General features: G+C 43.5%; 14 protein-coding genes and 1 tRNA gene. 1 reads left to right on the forward strand and 14 read right to left on the reverse strand.

The window, feature by feature from the left end; genetic code table 11:
- Nucleotides 1–66: 66 nt before the first annotated feature.
- The 8 genes from ACO1NU_RS06890 to ACO1NU_RS06925 form a co-directional block, all read right to left on the reverse strand.
- A complete protein-coding gene (locus tag ACO1NU_RS06890; protein ID WP_448817739.1) occupies nt 67–345 on the reverse strand; it encodes a transposase in 279 nt (92 codons plus the stop codon).
- Nucleotides 346–899: 554 nt separating this feature from the next.
- A complete protein-coding gene (locus tag ACO1NU_RS06895) occupies nt 900–3308 on the reverse strand; it encodes an AIPR family protein (protein WP_448817740.1) in 2409 nt (802 codons plus the stop codon).
- Nucleotides 3308–4267, reverse strand: coding sequence for a PD-(D/E)XK motif protein (locus ACO1NU_RS06900; protein WP_448817741.1), 960 nt, complete (start codon nt 4265–4267; stop codon nt 3308–3310). Before ACO1NU_RS06900 ends, ACO1NU_RS06895 begins: the two co-directional genes overlap by 1 nt.
- Before the next feature lie 5 nt (nt 4268–4272).
- Nucleotides 4273–7278, reverse strand: coding sequence for a Z1 domain-containing protein (locus ACO1NU_RS06905; protein WP_448817742.1), 3006 nt, complete (start codon nt 7276–7278; stop codon nt 4273–4275).
- A 4-nt stretch (nt 7279–7282) separates the two neighbouring features.
- The gene (locus tag ACO1NU_RS06910; RefSeq protein ID WP_448817743.1) at nt 7283–8809 is read right to left on the reverse strand and encodes an ATP-binding protein; all 1527 of its coding nucleotides are present in this window, start codon (nt 8807–8809) and stop codon (nt 7283–7285) included.
- A gap of 23 nt (nt 8810–8832) precedes the next feature.
- Entirely contained in the window at nt 8833–10416 is a 1584-nt protein-coding gene (locus ACO1NU_RS06915; RefSeq protein ID WP_448817744.1) for a DNA cytosine methyltransferase, read from the reverse strand.
- Between the two features lie 81 nt (nt 10417–10497).
- Entirely contained in the window at nt 10498–10920 is a 423-nt protein-coding gene (locus ACO1NU_RS06920; RefSeq protein WP_448817745.1) for a very short patch repair endonuclease, read from the reverse strand.
- Between the two features lie 436 nt (nt 10921–11356).
- Nucleotides 11357–11430 (reverse strand) — tRNA-Pro (locus tag ACO1NU_RS06925).
- A gap of 373 nt (nt 11431–11803) precedes the next feature.
- Here ACO1NU_RS06925 and ACO1NU_RS06930 point away from each other — a divergent pair.
- On the forward strand, nt 11804–12433 hold the full coding sequence (locus tag ACO1NU_RS06930; RefSeq protein ID WP_448817746.1) for a DUF6266 family protein: 630 nt from the start codon (nt 11804–11806) through the stop codon (nt 12431–12433).
- Here the strand turns inward: ACO1NU_RS06930 and ACO1NU_RS06935 are convergent.
- Genes ACO1NU_RS06935 through ACO1NU_RS06960 form a run of 6 tightly spaced genes read right to left on the reverse strand, consistent with a single transcriptional unit; the run spans nt 12430 to nt 17535 of the window.
- The gene (locus ACO1NU_RS06935; RefSeq protein ID WP_448817747.1) at nt 12430–12738 is read right to left on the reverse strand and encodes a hypothetical protein; all 309 of its coding nucleotides are present in this window, start codon (nt 12736–12738) and stop codon (nt 12430–12432) included. The two genes, ACO1NU_RS06930 and ACO1NU_RS06935, sit on opposite strands and share 4 nt — an antisense overlap.
- A 42-nt stretch (nt 12739–12780) precedes the next feature.
- On the reverse strand, nt 12781–13086 hold the full coding sequence (gene trxA, locus ACO1NU_RS06940) for a thioredoxin (protein WP_448817748.1): 306 nt from the start codon (nt 13084–13086) through the stop codon (nt 12781–12783).
- 53 nt (nt 13087–13139) lie between these two features.
- Nucleotides 13140–13904, reverse strand: a complete 765-nt coding sequence (locus ACO1NU_RS06945) for an MBL fold metallo-hydrolase (protein ID WP_448817749.1) — start codon at nt 13902–13904, stop codon at nt 13140–13142.
- Complete coding sequence (locus ACO1NU_RS06950) at nt 13901–14176, reverse strand: hypothetical protein (RefSeq protein ID WP_448817750.1); 276 nt, start codon at nt 14174–14176, stop codon at nt 13901–13903. Before ACO1NU_RS06950 ends, ACO1NU_RS06945 begins: the two co-directional genes overlap by 4 nt.
- A gap of 12 nt (nt 14177–14188) precedes the next feature.
- Complete coding sequence (locus tag ACO1NU_RS06955) at nt 14189–14836, reverse strand: LolA family protein (RefSeq protein ID WP_448817751.1); 648 nt, start codon at nt 14834–14836, stop codon at nt 14189–14191.
- Between the two features lie 53 nt (nt 14837–14889).
- Nucleotides 14890–17535 (reverse strand): DNA translocase FtsK 4TM domain-containing protein, encoded by a 2646-nt coding sequence (locus ACO1NU_RS06960; RefSeq protein WP_448817752.1) that lies wholly within the window; start codon nt 17533–17535, stop codon nt 14890–14892.
- Nucleotides 17536–17665 lie beyond the last annotated feature (130 nt).

Here is a 17665-nt window from a genome sequence, read left to right on the forward strand (position 1 = left end):
TACATTGAGCAGTAACACTCAGGCGAACATATTTCGGGGAAACAAGCCCGCGCTTTTCCGACAAGCTCATTTCCCCAAGACTTTTTTTAAGAAATCCACCTGTACCTGTAATTCCCCGATCTTTGAATATAGCTCCTTTTCTTTGCCTTCGTCCTTTTCGGTAGGCTTTTCTGCTCCGAAGGCCGCTGAAGCATTTTCTAAAAACTCCCGCTTCCAGGTGGTAATCTGCGTGGGATGTAACTGGTACTTTGCTGCTAGTTCCTGAAGCGTACTCCGCTCCCTTATCGCTTCCACGGCCACCTCCGCTTTGAAGCTCGCACTGAATTTACGTCTCTCTTTTTTCATGTTCAACTGTTAAATTTAAGAATTTAAGCAGTTGTCCAGCTTTCGGGGAGTACTATACAGACTATCCAACTAAAATTCATAAACAACTTCAATCTACACGGTAGTACCTTTCTTCGAGGTGATTTCTGATAGTTCGCAGGGGACTGTAGAAGCCTAGATTTCCAAACTATAATCAGGTCGTCCCTTCCCAAAGCTATGCCCTCTAAAAAGCTCTAAATCAAACTCCAGTTAATCAGAAAGATATTCAAGCAACTCTGCTGTAGCCGCAGTTTTATTAATCGTGCTCTTACTGCGCCAGCATTATAAATTCTATCCGGCTCAATTCAATTTGACCTGTTTCCATCCTCTAATAGTGCGGGAGTTTTGTCTTTGAAATTAAACTATTCCGGAGAACATCTTCTTTAACGTTCTTTATTAAAGCTACAGTCGAGTAATTTACCTAAACCGGCTATAGCGAGCCAATTCTGAATGTAGCAGTTCGTAAGACATCTCCGAGCAAACGTAACTACGCCTGACAAGGATGCCGCTACCCTTCAAAGCGGCTTCTCGTTGTTTCAGAAATTTCCCTGTATATTTCCAACGCTCTGCAACTGCTTCATCGTTGGTTCCTTCCCCTCACTTAAACGCCTCCCTATCTCATCAAACACCGAATAGAAATTAGCACCCTTCAACTTTGCAATCTCCCGCTGCCTTTGGAAAGCAGACATAATATCTGCACCATCCGCTAAACACTGATTGTACAAATTAGTAACAAAATCGAAAGCAGTAATCCATTGAGTATCCTCATCCACTCCAATTTTATCAAATACGTCGGGCATTTCAATCCGGATTTTACGGGTAAGCTCAGCTTCGAACTTACAATAGCTTTCATCAATATCAACCTTGTTATTGATGCAATAAATGATATGGTCTATTTTGTTGCGCTGTGCCTGACTTACAACATCACTCACAAATACACCCAGCTTTTTATAGTAATCGGAGCGGCGGGAAAAGATTCTCACATTTTCAGCAAGGTTTGTAAAATCGGCAGACTTTACTTTATTCTTCTTTTGCAATCGCTTCTTTAGGTCTTCTTTGGAAAGAGAATACTTTTTCATCACCTTAACGAAATCTGGTGCAGAGGTGAATGCTTTTATTTCAGTCGAGCCCTGAACTTGTTCCCATAGTTCTTTTCGCTTTGAGAACTCTCCATAGTCATCACTGCTAGAGTATTTCTTAATCAGCTCATTCATTAACTCCATTAGTGAGGTTAAGACGTCTTTCAGATCCTGTTCAATGCCCTCGCGGTTCCAAACTTTAATAAGGTCGAAGTCGTCTGAGCCCTTTGCTCCAGTGGTATGTGTAAATAATATTGAGAGCGTGTACGGAACCACCGCAGACCTCAATTGTCCTATCGCGTTTTTTCCCGCCCCATATATATGCTCCAGTGACTTAAAGAGTATGATTTTTGCTATTAGTTCTTCGTAAAAATCCCGATCAATCACAGGTCCCTTTCCAGCTTTTTCAGAACCAGATATCTTTTCTATAAAGGAACGGAATATTTTATCCCCTCCTTTTTTCACCATGTAAGGATGTTCATCCCACGACATATAATACTTCGCCAGCTCTTCTTTGGTATACCTCCGTTCTTTAGGATACTCATTGTTGATTCTGGTTTTCGCCTTGGGATTTTTTCTAATGAGAGTATTGAATTCACCCTTAAATCGCTCGAAATACCATTTCTTTCCTGACGGGGTCAGTATACTTTCCGACAGCGATTTTAATTTTATCAACTGCTCATTTCTGGATCGCAGATCAGCATTACTAACCTTTGATTGAGCATTAGAAAATTTACTTATATTGCTTATGAGTTCATTTAGTTTTTCTTCTTCGGCGTTCCGGGCGATATTTATTTTAGCCATAACCCTTATGCTTGAAATATCTAACCCTTCCTTTTGAGAAAAATAAATTGTGGCCGTGGTTTGCCCACCATTAACAATCTGAAAATCTGTTAAAGAGTTGATTTTAGTCACCTCTCCTACATTAACAGTTTTGGCCCCCACTGCGGTGATTGTTAACCCATTGTTATAAGCAATAAAATACTCAGGATTCTTTCTTATCGTTTCCTTTATTCCTTGGTTGACTCCTTTAAACTGCAAGAATGATCTAACATTCTTTTCAAGCATTCTGGTGCTGTAACGTCTATAAAGGTCTGAAAGAATGTTTGCCGGAAGCACACACAGATAAGACTCAAAATGCTGTTCATCTGCAGCTTTAATTGCCTGTATACCCTGCCCGAACAATCGTTCAAAGTCAATTTCGAGAACTTCTCTGTTCCCTTGAGATATTAGAACGTTGTACAGAAAGTTCAGATCAATAAGCCTCTTGAAGACACTTATTTCTTTTTTTCTGCCCGTGCGATCAGCGTTGGTAACAGTAACAGTGATGCTTTCATCTTCAAATTCCAATAGCTTGGGCTGCGGTTCCGATCCTCTTTTCTCAACGGTAGCCGTAGCCGAAATTAAAAATATTTCAATAACGTCAATCTGGGCCAGGCCGAGGGAGGAGGAGGAGATAAAATTTATAAGACTCTTCACGGTACTTGAGTCCTGTAGTTCGTCGTCAAGATGCTTCTTAATAGACTTCGATATAAATCTTGTAGCCTTCGAAAATTGACTGTCATAGTAGTTTCTATGAGAAATGAGCAGGTCTTCTGTGGAAGCATTAAGACGTAAAGACTCCTCATTAACGACAAACACTTGTAATCGTTCTTCAGACTCGTTAATCTTATACCCGTTAATCTTGACATTCTCCTGTTTAAGGAAGAAATAACAATCAGTATAATCGTCGGACTCTATAAGTTTGGCGTCACTTAATGAAGGTAAGCATATATTAATAAATCCAGATTCTGTGATATAGCCATCTTCGTCTTTTGCTTCATCAAAAAGATCATTCCGGTAAGTCAGAAATTCACTTATCTCCATTAGAAGGTTTCGTTTTTTGAAATAAATCGACTAATTAACTCCAGACTCAATGTATACGTTACCCCTGCTATTGCGGGAGCTATTTCAGCACGAATGAGTCTTGGAAAACGGCTGTCTGCACATCTATAATGCGTAACTTGCTGAGTTACGTAACGAATATTATCATATTCCTCCAGCAACCTCAGGCTCAAGCCTTTCTGGGAAAGCGTCTTAAGGAGTATTGTATAATCTCCCAACTTCGAAATAACATGATCCCGGATCTGTAACACTAAACTTTTGACAGAATCTCCGTTGGTCTGGTCAGCAGCTATTGTTACAACAACAAGATCAAGATCCTTTCCGGGTTCTTCCTGTAATTGATATTCACTGGATATTCTGATATGTCCCACTGTGCTCAAGCGGGTTTTTACTTCTGTATTTTTGAATTCACCAATGAAGTCATGTCCTGTATCATACGGACCTTTCCATGAACTTAAAACAGCGTTGGTCTCAGTTGAGCTAACACCTTTCAGCATCTGAAATAATACGAAAAGCTCTCCGAAGATACCTTTCAAAAGTTCTGCAGAAATAGTGGCACCATGGCTGTCCTGAAAAAATTCGCTCCACTTGTAATAAGTCTTAAGAAGCTCTGGCACATAAACTGAGGGTTTGGACAGCACACTAATTTTTGTATAAATAGAAAAAATCAAATCATCAAAAAGGTCTGTGTACTGACTATCTAGTAAAGTAAGAACAACCCATCTGCTTTCCGCAAAAAGCTCAAGCGACAAATTTTGCTTAACAGATGACTGGAAGTCTGGAAGATATTCTACTGGAAGTTTAAGAACAAGGCATCTCTTGGTGTCGGGATGCAGTCCAAGATATAGTTCTGGTATAGAGTCGCTATCAATTCTTATTGACCTGATTTTTTCGCCTGCCGTCAGACGCTCCCATTTATTAGCAATTTGTTCAATATTCATGAGAGCTAATCTTCGTTAGTTTCAAGCGATTCATCCCATTCTTCGCCTGCGACTTCTTCCAGATCATATCCGCCATGCACATATTCCCCCCCCGGATCAGGCGAAATTGGAGGGAAGCCAATCGCATAGCCGATCAATGGGACTTCCATGCTTATCCCCCACTCTTTAGCTTTGTTTAGTAGCTCTACATCATCTTCCTTTTTTCTGAAGACAGTCCTTGTATCCATCAAATAAACAACCAGTAGGCCTTGATTGTCTGTCATTGCCTCTCGATAGACTCTCTCAGGAACGGTTACCGAGACAGCTTTCTTTTTGTAATCAGAATACTTCTTAGATTTATAAAACGACTCGCGCTCGTCCCTGAATTCTTTCTCCGCTTCATTTCGAACAGCTTCACTAAGCAGAATATTAAAATCGCTACCTGAAGACACAATATTCGCAGATTTTCCAGATGCTGAGAAGATCCCCTTCTTTAAAAAAAGGCTCCGGTAAGCACCAGCCTTTTGTGGGCCGGATCGTACAGACAATTCTAGGTCAGCAGGAAGATGTGTTACTTCCCTCTTTAGCGACTCTCCTTCTCCTTTGGCTTTAATAGCTATTGTCCAGTTTTCCAACTTATTTTTTCCATTGCACAACTCTATGAACTTTATAATCGCGTTCATCTCGAATTCATCGAAGCTTGTGGGATTGTTAAGAAAAGAAATTAGTTCCGGTGCTTTTAAGTCTATAAGAAAGAACCCTCTGTCACTATCGTGCGTTATGTTGCTTTTTTGCAGTTCTATGAACCTTAGAAAACTCTCCCATGCGGAGTTTAGGACATCAGCATGCTTTACCTTAAATCTCGTGGATTGAACCAGCTGATCCTGATATGACCACTTTACAGTTTTCGTGTCTTTAAGGATAGCAGGCCTCGTTATCTTCAACGTTCCAGGATGCTTTCTAACCCTGAGCACAAAATCCTGCGGTGACCTGTTTAGCCGGTTCATCTTTTTAAACTCAGCTTCCAACTCCTCTATCGCACGGGTAGTAGAATCAAATTTTTCAATGGCATCGGCCGTAGTGAACACTTTGCAACAGTCAAGATAACCGGGTCTGTACCCAAACCATCTGCCCATTTGCAGCAAAGTATCCGAATAATTTGTATTTCTAATAAAATAGTTAATTGTTAGCCCCTCCAAAGTAAAACCTCTGGACAATCGGTTTCCACCCACTGCGATTACCTTCTTTCCGTTTCCTGAGCTATCTTTAACATACAATAACTTGTCCCGGGTATCACTATTTATCGCCTTTACCTCGATACCACTAACAGCCTGAACCAGGAGCGCTTTAATCTCCTCAAACCGCTTTGAAACCAAGAACTCATCCTGGTAACCATCCGGAAGGTAGGTACGAATATTTTGAACTATATGAGCGTAATATCGATTCCAAACTTTCTCCAATTTCCCATAAATCAGCTCCTTATTGTTTGGAAGATCGTTTTTTATATCATCTTCCAGCTTTGTCAGATAAACCCGTATAAGCTCCTTGGTTCTATTTTGCCACGTCATGAATCTTGACACATGAACTAGCATAGTATGATGAGGCATGATCATGCCTGAATCTGCCATTTCATCAGCCCGGCTTAGACGAAGAGCTATCGTTAAAACAAAACACTGAATTGCATCCTCCAGAGACTTGGGTAGCACGACGGGATACTCATCACCCTTGACGGCTGCCCTCTCTGATCCATCTTCTCTGCAGACTCTTGAAGGAAACTGGTCCTCTGCGTCTGTGATAAGTTCGATGAGGGGAATCTTTACACAGTCGTCAAGTACCGTTTCAAAGATCTGCTTCGCTCCTACATAGTTACTTGGTGGATTCAATAGTTCTATAAAGTCCTCTGGAAAGATGTGATCAACCTGAGTGAATTCTTTTTCAACCAGATCACCATTCAATTTATAGCTGACCGGCCATCTAACCGCACTCGGACCATTTCGATCCTGCAGAACATTTGCAAACGGGGTTGCTGTATAACCGAGATATGTTCTTCTTGAAAAAAGATCGAGAATCGCCCGAATATGCCCATTGATTTTACTTGCATACTCCGCTCCGGTCTTTCCCATATTGTTCAAAGATGCGTTGTCTGCTTCATCGTCAATTATCAAAAAAGGGATATTATGTTTTTCTTTATTTTCATTCAAATATTCGCTTAACCAGATCAGAAGGTTTTTTAATACACCTGTGTTCTTTTTACAAACGAGTATATTTTTATTATTAAGGGAGAAATCTGTTTCTTTAACCGACTTTTTGAAGTCTGATTTGTAAGACGTTATGGAGAATAACTGAGCGACACTCTGATCTCCTGATTCACCAAATTTCCTAACTTTTCCTACGCCTTTCTCTCCTTTAGTATCCCTTATCATATCTGTCACCCCTTCTCCAATAACGTCTTCCTCTATGCGTAGCTGGGTTTGACTTCTTAGATCCTCCATAATTCCCGAAAGAACAATGATCAAGCTATAGCCTGCATCAACTGCACGATTTATTACCGCATTGAAGTTCCCCGTCTTTCCGGATTGAACACTCCCAACAACCAAGCCCCTGACGTAAAATGGCTTATCAGATCTGGGGTCTCCGAGCTTCCCAAGAATATTCTCGCTAGATGTTCGAATTTCTTCAATAACTTTTTCTGACCGGCCCCTTTTTCTCAAAGAGGTTAGGTAACGATTTATATAATTGTCAGAAAGACTTTTTCGTCTTTCTTCAGTTAACCAAGTTCTAAAGCCCTTTTTTGTGAGGGCAGTAGATGGATCTATATCAATGGGATAAACGGATTGGTATTCCTTCACCGCCACTGAAAAAAGTCTTTCGCGAGTTATCTCGTCAAATTTGGATAACCCTGGCAATATGTTAAACAAAGCCAAAATTCCTGGTTTAATTTCTGAAAAGAAACTGTGGGTAATGGTTTCTCGTTCCTTTGCCTTTTCCTTTATAAAGGACTTAATGATCTCTATGCTTTCGGAATGGTTCATGTGGTCAGTTCAACATTTCGTTTATATTGTCAGGAATTGTATCTATTCTGTAGCCTAGTGCCGGCAGTATGGTCTCTTTAATATTTTGTTTACTGGTTCCGCTGGTTAGAAGTTGGCTGATTGTTGCTTGTAGAGCATCTGCGTCACCGGAAGAGGATAGACCGTTATCTACGTACGAATAATCATCATGCACATGCCGGATCTTATTGACCGTCGTGTTAATCATTCTAATTAGTACCTTCAGGATTTTTCGCGATTCAGCATCAATCTTGCTCTCAAGAACTTTGACCAGTGGGAACTCTGAGTTAACTTCCAACAGTGTTCCTTTATTTGAGGCGATCCTTTGAAAAAGCTGCGCTATCGTGTCAGCTTCCTTTGACGAGATTTTTCGAATACCTCTGTTGAAATATTCCTTTTCAGCCTCACCCTTCAGTTCTGATATATACTTCAGAAAGCCAAACCTGAGATCATACGGTATAGTAATCTGAGATTTTGCAACATTCAAGTGTAAAAGGTTATCGACCTTGTTACCAACCTCGACTTTTAATCTTGCAAGTTGAAGCCGGGGAGATTTGCGAATGATCCCATTCCACCCTCCAAACAAAATTACCCTGTCTGATCTGTAGATGTACATTCCCTCCATATCCATCAGACCTCTGCTTTTTGTAGTCCAGACATTGTTAGCTTCTTTGCTTTCTTCTATACTCCGTACTGGGAGCACGTACCCCTCAAGCTTGATCACATCCGATTTAAAGACTCTCTGTCTCGACTCAATTAGTCTGACATCTGAAATGGCCGTTGGGAAAGGATTGAATGGTTTTATAAGTGCATTATTAACTCTGATGAAAAGGGGATCTATTTCTCTTTCCATGAATCGGTGAAATACAAGCGACAAATATTCTGTGGTAGTCTCAGATATCTGATTTTTTAATGAATTGCTTCTATCCTGCAGGTCGAGATATTCTTCAAACTTGTATAATCCTTGCCAAACCACTATAGTACTCGGCCAAAAGTCGGCAAAGTGGTTTAGATATGCAGAACTTAGTTCTGTATAATCGTTGAGCAACTGTGCAATCTCCTCAGGCGAATTGATAATGATCTTCCACTTCTGTTTCTCCTTTAGATAAGAAACATCCCATGTGCGTGCAGAATACGCTTCTGAGCTCCCTGACCGTGACAATACTGTAAATCTCCTTGTTTGAGCAAAAGATGCAGTTTTTAGTCCAAGACCAAATCGACCCAAATCACTATCAATCCTTTGAGCCTCTAAGGAGGAACTAGGAAATTGCATACATCTCTTTAATCTTTCTTCGCTCATGCCATGACCGTTGTCGGCGAGAAATAGAGTGAAGGGGCTTTGGTCGGGATTGATAAGTATCTCGATCTTGTTAGCAGATGCTGAAATAGAATTATCAATCAGATCCGCCAGAGATGTTTCCAATGAATAACCCTGTTCAGCAATCGATTTAATCAGGTGTTCCGGGGATGGAGTTGCGTCTTCCGTCTTTGTGTCAAGATCTTTAGTGCTCATAAAGGTAAAGGTAATTGGTTAGCTTAACTGATCTCAGATTCCAGCTGCCGGGCTATAGCCGCCTCTTCTTTAATAAAAATCCCCCGGACAACACCAGCAATTTGAAATGCCAGATATGGCGGAACCGCGTTCCCCACCTGGTGGAACTGATCTGTCCTACTTCCACAAAAGAAGTAGTTGTCAGGGAAAGTTTGGATCCGTGCAGCTTCTCTAACCGTTAGACTTCTGCATTGAAGAGGATCATAGTGAATAAAATAGTGACCGTCTTTGCTGATATGACTTGTGACTGTTGTCGCGGGGGTATCTGGAAGCTGTACTCTGAACCGATCCGTAAAATTCCCCGATTCCACATTCTTATGGTCAGGCAAAAGCGTCTCATCAAATGACTTATAGTCGTTTAGTTTAGGAAACTTACCATTTTTTCTGGTGTATAAAGCTGCAAAGAGATAGCGCTTTAGGTCTTGGGTCAGGTGTGTTCTGGATACGTGATGAGTAATTCCAGGTAATCTACCGTCGGAATACCAGTTAAAAAGGGGATGCCCGGGTTCAATCGTAGGATCGCTTCCTTCTATAAATTCCTTGCCTACACTGTCAGGGTGCTTAACTATTGGAACATTAACTGGCAAATCCAGTTCCATTCTTAATTCCTGGCTCCAGATGCCAATTAGGTTACTCCAGTTCTCATACGTGTTTTCTTGCTTTACGTAATGTCTTTTCCTTTTTATAGATCCATCCTCTTTGTAGATGTCCTCACTATGGGAAAACGACTTACTGATTCCACTACGAACTTTCGGAAGAAGCCCTATAACAGATTTTAAACTAACCGGGATCTCTGGAGAAAGAATGTCTGGTGGACTTTCGATATCCTCCCTAACTCCAAGCAAGATTACCCGATGTCTTTTTTGAGGGATTCCGTATTGCTCGGAGCGAATCAGATAATCAGAGTGTTTTGAAACTGTTTCCGTAACAAGAGAATGAATTCTATAACGCGGAGAGTCGTGTTCACCGAAGACTGAACTCGGATCTCTCAGGTCCCGTAAAATCCATTCAAATATTCTTTCGCCGTTCAAACGAGCAGACAGAAGTCCCTCCACATTTTCCATCACAAAAACAGCGGGATGATGCTTCGCGATTATTCTCAGATATTGCTTGTAGAGATAAACTCTATGATCCTCTTCAAAAACTCCTCCAACCCGGGAACGTCCGGCATTGGAATATGCCTGGCAAGGTGGACCTCCAATTAACACCCAGTCTCTTTCACCTTCAAGGGCGAGTTCGATCCTGGAGTCGACTTCCTCCTCCGGAGTAACGCCCAGAGTCGCTTTCCATGCTTCCTTAGTTGCTTCTTTGAATTCCTCTGGATACCTGTTGTAAAGATCAGTTAGAGATATTTTGCCAGCTAAAAAATCATAATATTCATCAGGCAGTTGCCTGTGCGGAAACTGTCTTACAAACGAGCGAAGAGTTAAGGTTTGGTGAGCGAGATCATCCTTTTCAATTGAGAGCTTTATTTTAAAAAGACGCTCGCCATTCTCCTGTACGAGAGAACTAAATCCTTCAGCTAACCCTCCTGGCCCCGCAAACAAATCAATTACAGAAAAAGACATCTTAAATATGTAAGTGCCTAAGATAAGAAGTTTATAACGTTAACTCAAACAGTGGGCTACTTACCAAATTAAAGAATCAGTCTAGAGTAAATTATTCAGAGTGGCTACGCATTTTTCGATAGTTGAATCAAGATACTCACTTCTCAACTCACATTCCCACAGTATGATTGAAAGCCATCCCTGATCTTTTAACGCCTGAATAGCCTTTTCATCATTCAGGTTATTTCTACTGATCTTATTTAACCACCATTCAGTACGCGTTTTAGGAACTACAAAATATTTACAGCTTTTATGGCCATGCCAGAAGCAGCCGTTAACAAAGATCACAGTTTTATACTTAGTTAACACAATATCTGGCTTCCCTGGTAAATGTTTGACGTTGATTCGGAAACGGAATCCTCTTTTGTGTAAGTGTTTCCGAACCAAAACTTCAGGTTTTGTGTTCTTACTTCGTATTCGGGACATGTTGTAACTCCGAGTCTCCTTTGTATGCACATCAGCCATAGAGCTATAAATCTTGCTTTGATCTGCAGCACCTTCAATAATGTAAATATAGCACCTCCCACTGTCTGCAGTCTATTTGAATATGAGGGTTCTCATCTCTAATCTAAGATTATTTCCCGATATCTACATATGAGCTTTTGGCAAAATTCACAATATACATGTTAGCAGTTCGCGGAATTTAGTTTGGAAAAGTTTCTTTACTGCTAAATTCCCTTTCAAGAGAGGACATGATCAAATGCATTAACTGAAACGTTCCAAATGATAAGAAGAAGCAATTGAAATAATACTACGCCAACGTGAAGAAAATATAACGCCTTCGCTGAAACTCAACTAACATGCTTTCCGATACCTGAACACTCCGCGAGAAAAGGTTCAGTATAGTTTTCAGGTCAATAAAAAAGGACTCAGATCTTCAAATCGTAAGTCCTCATTTTCGTCGGGATGGCGGGATTCGAACCCACGACCTCCAGCACCCCATGCTGGCGCGATACCGGGCTACGCTACATCCCGAATCAGGCAGTTAAACGCACCTGCTTTCTTTTCTCTAGCAAAAATACAATCTCCCCTCAAATTTCCAAGAAAATTCCACCAAATCCTCCCCTGCCCAACACACCCTTGTATAACAAACCCCTGTAAAACACCAGTAAACAAAGCAAACTTTCAGAAATAATTTTGCGTTCCCCCTCCCTTTCCCCATCTTTAAATCGTGCTTTAATGAGGGCCCTGACAGCCCCGTACCAACGTCGTACCAACGTCGTACCAGCTTCGATAAAACACGTCGAAATTACGTAGCTGGTCGGTCCCTGATACGAGCCTGTTAAGACCTTGTTTAAAGCACGATCAAAACCAGTATAAATTAAATTACTAACTAAATCTTATTGAAATGGCAACGTACAAAAATGGCCTCCACGGCCCGTTCAGCGGAAAGGTCGGACCAACAATCGGCAGCAAATGGCGCGACATTGACTACTTCAAATCGCGAAGTTCAAAACCTGCCAAAGCACCAACAGCAAAGCAGTTGGCCTTACGCGCGAGATTCAAAACCGTCAACACTTTTCTGAACATGGTAAATGCAGCCGTTCAGATGGCCTTCATTCACAATCCGGGCAGAATGACCGGCAGAAATGCTGCACAATCACACATTTTAACGAAAGCATGGAAAGCAACTCCTGATGGTGGTGATATCGATTACCCTAATGTTCTGATCAGCTTCGGCGATCTCGCACCGGTTAAAGATACGGCAATAGAGGTTATGCCGGATGGAATCAGGATCACTTGGAACAAAAAAGAGGCAAATTCAGAACAAATGATTATTTGCCTGATCGATGAGCAGGAAGAATTGTGGTTTAATAACATCGCTGAAGTCAACAGACATGCGGGTGAATACACCTTAAACCTGGGCAATTACAAAGGACCATTTAACTTCCACGTCTATATAGGCACGGTAAGCAATGACAGAAAACGGGCGTCCAATAGCCTCTATCTCGGCTGCATACAATATCCGCGAGGCTAGTGCTCCTGATCAAACAGGCGGGGATCCTCGGCGAGGATCTCCATCTTCGGGTTCCCGATATAATCGGCATACCATCTGATGGCCTCAATCACTAATAGTGGGTCGTCGCCGTCATAGTCTGAGGTCTCAAAAGCCAGGAGTTCGCCGTTGTCATTTGCATAAAACTGGAGCTCCCCTTCTTCGGGGTCGAATTTGACTTTTCCCAAGCAGTAAACCCTGATCCTCAGCGATCCGTCCCGGTGTCTGATAATATCCTGACAAGCGTTATTAGGGTCTTTTACCAATAGAAAAACTGTCTGATCCATGTTATAATAATGACGAAAATGGGGTGTATGTTTTAAAAATAATCAGGAATGCTGACGTATCACCTGCTGCAACTGCGTGCTGGTTAATACGCCCGATTGCCTCCACTTGATCTCGCCGTTCTTGAACAGGATCAATGTAGGTACTCCCTGCACGTTATACGCTTGCGCGGCCGCAGGGTTCCTATCAACATCAATTTTTATTATGGTAACTGCATCATCCAGCGAGCCCTTCAATTCGGTCAGTATGGGCGACATCATTTTGCATGGACCGCACCATTCAGCGAAAAAGTCGACCAGCGTCGGCTTATCTGAATGTATGATATCTGAGAAGCTTGGTCTTGTGCTCATATGCGTATTTTCTTATACAACACTCCTTGCTGAATCTGGTTTAAAATAAATCTTTAAAAATTAATCTTTAAGCCATCATAAGCTAACTTGATGCCCCCTGGAAGCTCGGAACTTACTATTGCATGTTTTCCTAAAACATGGCTGATATGGGTAAGATAGGTCTTTTCTGCCCCTATTTCCTGGGCCAGCACAATGGCTTCTTCAAGCGTAAAGTGTGAAATGTGTGAAGTTTTTTGTAGCGCATTTAGCACCAGAATCTTCGATCCTTTTAACTTGGCCTTCTCCTCCGGGGATATGGTTTTACCGTCGGTGATATAGCTGAAGTCGCCGAAACGGAATCCCAGAATGGGTAGTTTATAATGTAGAACCTCGATGGGTTGCACATCTACACCGGCTGCTGTAAAGGGATGATCTTTATCGATGTCATGCAGTTCGAGAAGGGGAACCCCAAAATGTCTCTTCTCTGCGAAGGCGTAGTGGAAGTCGCGTTTTAAGGCTTCCTGCACGCGTGGATGGGCATAGATGTCCATTGCCCTCCCTTGCCTGAAATTAAAGGCTCTTACATCGTCCAGGCCGGCTATATGGTCTTTGTGTTCGTGGGTAAAGATAACTGCGTCGAGTGTCCGTACTTTCTCCCGCAGCATCTGATAACGAAAGTCGGGACCGGTGTCTACTACCAGGCGCTTCCCTTCATGCTCTACCATGATGGAGCTGCGGAGCCGCTTGTCTTTCGGGTCTGCCGACGTACAAACGGGGCAGTCACAACCGATTACCGGCACGCCTTGAGAAGTTCCTGTTCCTAAAAATGTAACGGTCACAGCTGCAGAGTTGATTGTTTCAAAGTATAAAGAAACTGTTTTTGTTTCTCATTCAAAGAATTTTCATCAACTTCAATTTCCTGCAGAAGTCCGGCGAGTACGTTTATTTTGCTTTCGAGCGTGGAGAAGCGGTTTACGACGACGACTTTATTCTTATCCAGAATGCAGGCCGCCGTCTTAAAATTTCCTTTTTCATAGCGCACCTTGTATTCCAGTTCTTTTAACAAGAGCTCTAGTTTCTCCAGGGTGTGCTGTGTATATGTAAGTGGCATTAATGAATGTATTTATCGCAAATCTACGACTTCTACTCCGGGGTATTGCGAAGTCTGAAACGCAAAAATGGATGGGGAAACCTTGGCTGGCGTAAGTGACTTGATCACATAGCTATAGCGGTTGCCGTTTTTGTCGAACACCATCGTTTTGGCGATCTGACTGGTGGCTTTATCGATCGTCAGCCTGATCTTAAAGAAGTTGTTTCCTTCTGTTGTAGGGGTCAGGTCGATCACGTGGAAAACTTTGCCGCTCTGTTTGATATCGGGTAGGGCAATGTATTTGTAGCCTTTCTCGTAAATGGTGAATACGCGGGCCGGGTTGAGCGAATTGGCGCTGTTATCCACATCACTTACATTCACTTCATTGTCCTGCTTCAGATAGGTCCACTGGGTCTTACCATCGCTCATCAGCTCCTGTGATGGGGTGATGATCTTGTATTTATTGGCTTTCGACTGGGTGTACAGGGTTCCGGATTCGGAATGCTTCATCTTACTTTTCGGGTTCTCGATGGTATAGGTGAAGTCGGCCTTAATCACCGGATAGGAAGCATATTTCTTACTCACGGCGGCCAGAATGCCTTTGGCTTTCGGGTCGGTCTGTGCGATACTCAGACCGCACAGTACGAATAATATCAAGCTGGTTAAGAATGTTCTTTTCATGTGGTATGTGTGTTTATACCCCTTATAGACTTTAAAAACGGCAAATGGTTTATCTATTTATCCAGATTATCGAGGAACTGCTCCAGGGCATAGTCGTCCGGCAGGAGTACTTCCCTGGCCTTACTTCCCTCAAACGGTCCTACTACTCCGGCTGCTTCCAGCTGGTCGATAATCCGCCCTGCGCGGTTGTAGCCGAGCTTCAGCTTGCGCTGGATCAGGGAGGTTGAGCCTTGCTGGTGCATCACGATGAGCCTGGCTGCGTCTTCAAACAACGGGTCGCGGTTGCTGGCGTCGAAGTCCTTCATTCCGCCTGCTTCTCCGTTCTCGTCCACGTACTCCGGCAGCATCCATGCGGATGAATAACCGCGTTGTTCGCCGATATAATCGGAGATCCGTTCTACTTCAGGGGTATCTACGAATGCGCACTGCAACCTGATCAGCTCACTTCCGGTAGCCAGGAGCATATCCCCTCTACCGATCAGCTGATCTGCACCTCCTGAGTCGAGGATGGTACGGGAGTCGATCTTCGAAAGTACCCTGAACGCTAAACGGGCTGGGAAGTTGGCCTTGATGGTACCGGTAATGATATTCACCGACGGACGCTGGGTGGCAATCACCAGGTGGATACCTACCGCACGGGCAAGCTGTGCGAGTCGCGCGATCGGGGTTTCCACTTCTTTACCAGCCGTCATCATCAGGTCGGCAAACTCGTCAATGATCAGCACGATGAACGGAAGGAAACGGTGTCCTTCTTCGGGGTTCAGCTTGCGGTTTACAAACTTCTGGTTGTATTCTTTCAGGTTACGTACCTGTGCGTTCTTTAGCAGGTCGTAACGCAGGTCCATCTCAATACACAGAGAGTTGAGGGTGTTGATCACCTTCTTGGTATCGGTGATGATGGCATCTTCTTCTCCGGGCAGCTTGGCCAGGAAGTGTCTCTCGATCTTACGGAACAGCGTAAGCTCCACCTTCTTCGGATCGACCAGCACAAACTTCAGCTGTGATGGGTGCATTTTGTAGAGCAGCGATACGAGGATGGAGTTGATACCGACGGACTTACCCTGACCGGTGGCTCCTGCTACCAGCAAGTGAGGCATTTTAGCCAGGTCGGCGATATAGACTTCGTTGGAAATGGTCTTTCCTAATGCAATAGGAAGGTCCATGGTGGTGTTCTGGAACTTCTCGGTGTTCATGATGGAGCGCATGGCTACCATCTCCGGATTGCGGTTAGGCACTTCGATACCAATCGTTCCTTTACCCGGCATCGGTGCAATGATACGGATCCCAAGTGCGGCTAAGCTTAGCGCGATATCGTCTTCCAGGTTCTTGATCTTGGAAATTCGGACGCCTGGTGCGGGAATGATCTCGTACAGGGTAACGGTGGGACCGATAGTGGCCTTGATCTTGTCGATCTCGATATTGTAATGGTTGAGGGTCTCAACGATCTTATTCTTATTGGCTTCGAGCTCGTTGGCGTCTACCTGGATCTTGTTGGACTTATAATTCTCCAGCAGGTCGAGCGGCGGATAGGAATAGGACGACAGATCGAGCTTCGGATCGTACTGTCCGAACTGCTCCACCAGGTGTTCTGCTGTTTTCTCTTCTTCGCTGCGGGTAACGGTAAAAGCAGGCTGCGCCTTCTCCTCCATCGGCTTTGGCTCTTCGTTGCGCTCCACATTCATCGGAATGGATGTAGCGGCGGCAGCAGTTGCAGCTGCAATGGCAGCAGGTGCCTCATCCATTGGTAGTGGTGTGGATACGGACTCGAACGGAATAACGGTCTTCGGCACAATAGGCTCGGGACGTGTTGGTTCCTGGTATTCTATCGGGGCGCTTACGCGTTCCTGCTTCAGCGGAGGGAGAGGTCTTTCGTCCTCTTCTACCTGCTGTTCGCGGTTGAAGCGGCTTCGCTTGTTGTCGAGAGGGAACTCCACGGGTTCACTTCTGTAATCGTCTTCGATCTCCAGATCGTCTGGAACCGGTGGTACGGGCAGTGATATCTTCTTCTTTCTTTCGGGGATTTTGAAGTCTATATTATAGGCAATGATCAGAGCGGTCAGTGCTGAAAATCCGAGGAGTCCGGCTATTCCGGCATTTCCGATCTGTCCCTGTAGAAGGCGATTGGTCCAGAATCCGAACTCGCCTTCAAGAAAGTGCGGGTAGTCGGATGTAAAGGCATGGAAAAATCCCAGGGTGATCGAGATAAAGATCAGCAGGAAGAATGAATAGGCGAGCGACTTGCCCAGCGGAAGGATCTTTACTTTAAACAGTAAGCGGTAGCCGATGATAAACAGGATACCGATAAAGATAAAGGAGGCTACGCCAAACCATTGATAAATAAACTGGTGTGACAGGAGCGCACCGAGGCGGCCCAGCCAGTTTTCTACCGGGAGTTCCTGAGGTCCTTCGCTAGGTGCTTGCTCGGGTGGATTGAAGAAGTTCTTCCAGCCACCATTAGCGCCTGAAACATAACTTTGGTCGTCCTGCCAGGTGAAGAGGTAGGATGTGAAAGCGATCAGGAAATAGATGGATAAGATGAGAAAGAACAGTCCCGCGATCTTCACCATTCTCCCATTGTTGAACGTAAAGGTCGGCAACGCTTCTGTTTTTTCCCTGATTAAGCGTCCTTTTCCGGCTGCTTTAGGCTTATCTTCTCCCCTGAATGAATTTGATCTGAACTGATTTCCTTTTACCGGCATCTGAAAGCGGTTTTGTACCGTTCAAATATATGAAAGATATTTTTTTCGAGCCTAAAAATCCCAGATGCGGATGCGGAGTTCAGATGCAGATTAATAAATGGAGATAACCACCTTAGATAGACACGAATGC

It is taken from the genome of Arcticibacter sp., from assembly GCF_053551015.1.

Coding starts and splice junctions, on each gene's coding strand:
- ACO1NU_RS06910 (WP_448817743.1), bottom strand. CDS start 8,809: ATGAGCACTAAAGATCTTGACACAAAGACGGAAGACGCAACTCCATCC.
- ACO1NU_RS06920 (WP_448817745.1), bottom strand. CDS start 10,920: ATGGCTGATGTGCATACAAAGGAGACTCGGAGTTACAACATGTCCCGA.
- ACO1NU_RS06960 (WP_448817752.1), bottom strand. CDS start 17,535: ATGCCGGTAAAAGGAAATCAGTTCAGATCAAATTCATTCAGGGGAGAA.
- ACO1NU_RS06915 (WP_448817744.1), bottom strand. CDS start 10,416: ATGTCTTTTTCTGTAATTGATTTGTTTGCGGGGCCAGGAGGGTTAGCT.
- ACO1NU_RS06935 (WP_448817747.1), bottom strand. CDS start 12,738: ATGGATCAGACAGTTTTTCTATTGGTAAAAGACCCTAATAACGCTTGT.
- ACO1NU_RS06905 (WP_448817742.1), bottom strand. CDS start 7,278: ATGAACCATTCCGAAAGCATAGAGATCATTAAGTCCTTTATAAAGGAA.
- ACO1NU_RS06950 (WP_448817750.1), bottom strand. CDS start 14,176: ATGCCACTTACATATACACAGCACACCCTGGAGAAACTAGAGCTCTTG.
- trxA (WP_448817748.1), bottom strand. CDS start 13,086: ATGAGCACAAGACCAAGCTTCTCAGATATCATACATTCAGATAAGCCG.
- ACO1NU_RS06895 (WP_448817740.1), bottom strand. CDS start 3,308: ATGGAGATAAGTGAATTTCTGACTTACCGGAATGATCTTTTTGATGAA.
- ACO1NU_RS06890 (WP_448817739.1), bottom strand. CDS start 345: ATGAAAAAAGAGAGACGTAAATTCAGTGCGAGCTTCAAAGCGGAGGTG.
- ACO1NU_RS06955 (WP_448817751.1), bottom strand. CDS start 14,836: ATGAAAAGAACATTCTTAACCAGCTTGATATTATTCGTACTGTGCGGT.
- ACO1NU_RS06900 (WP_448817741.1), bottom strand. CDS start 4,267: ATGAATATTGAACAAATTGCTAATAAATGGGAGCGTCTGACGGCAGGC.
- ACO1NU_RS06930 (WP_448817746.1), top strand. CDS start 11,804: ATGGCAACGTACAAAAATGGCCTCCACGGCCCGTTCAGCGGAAAGGTC.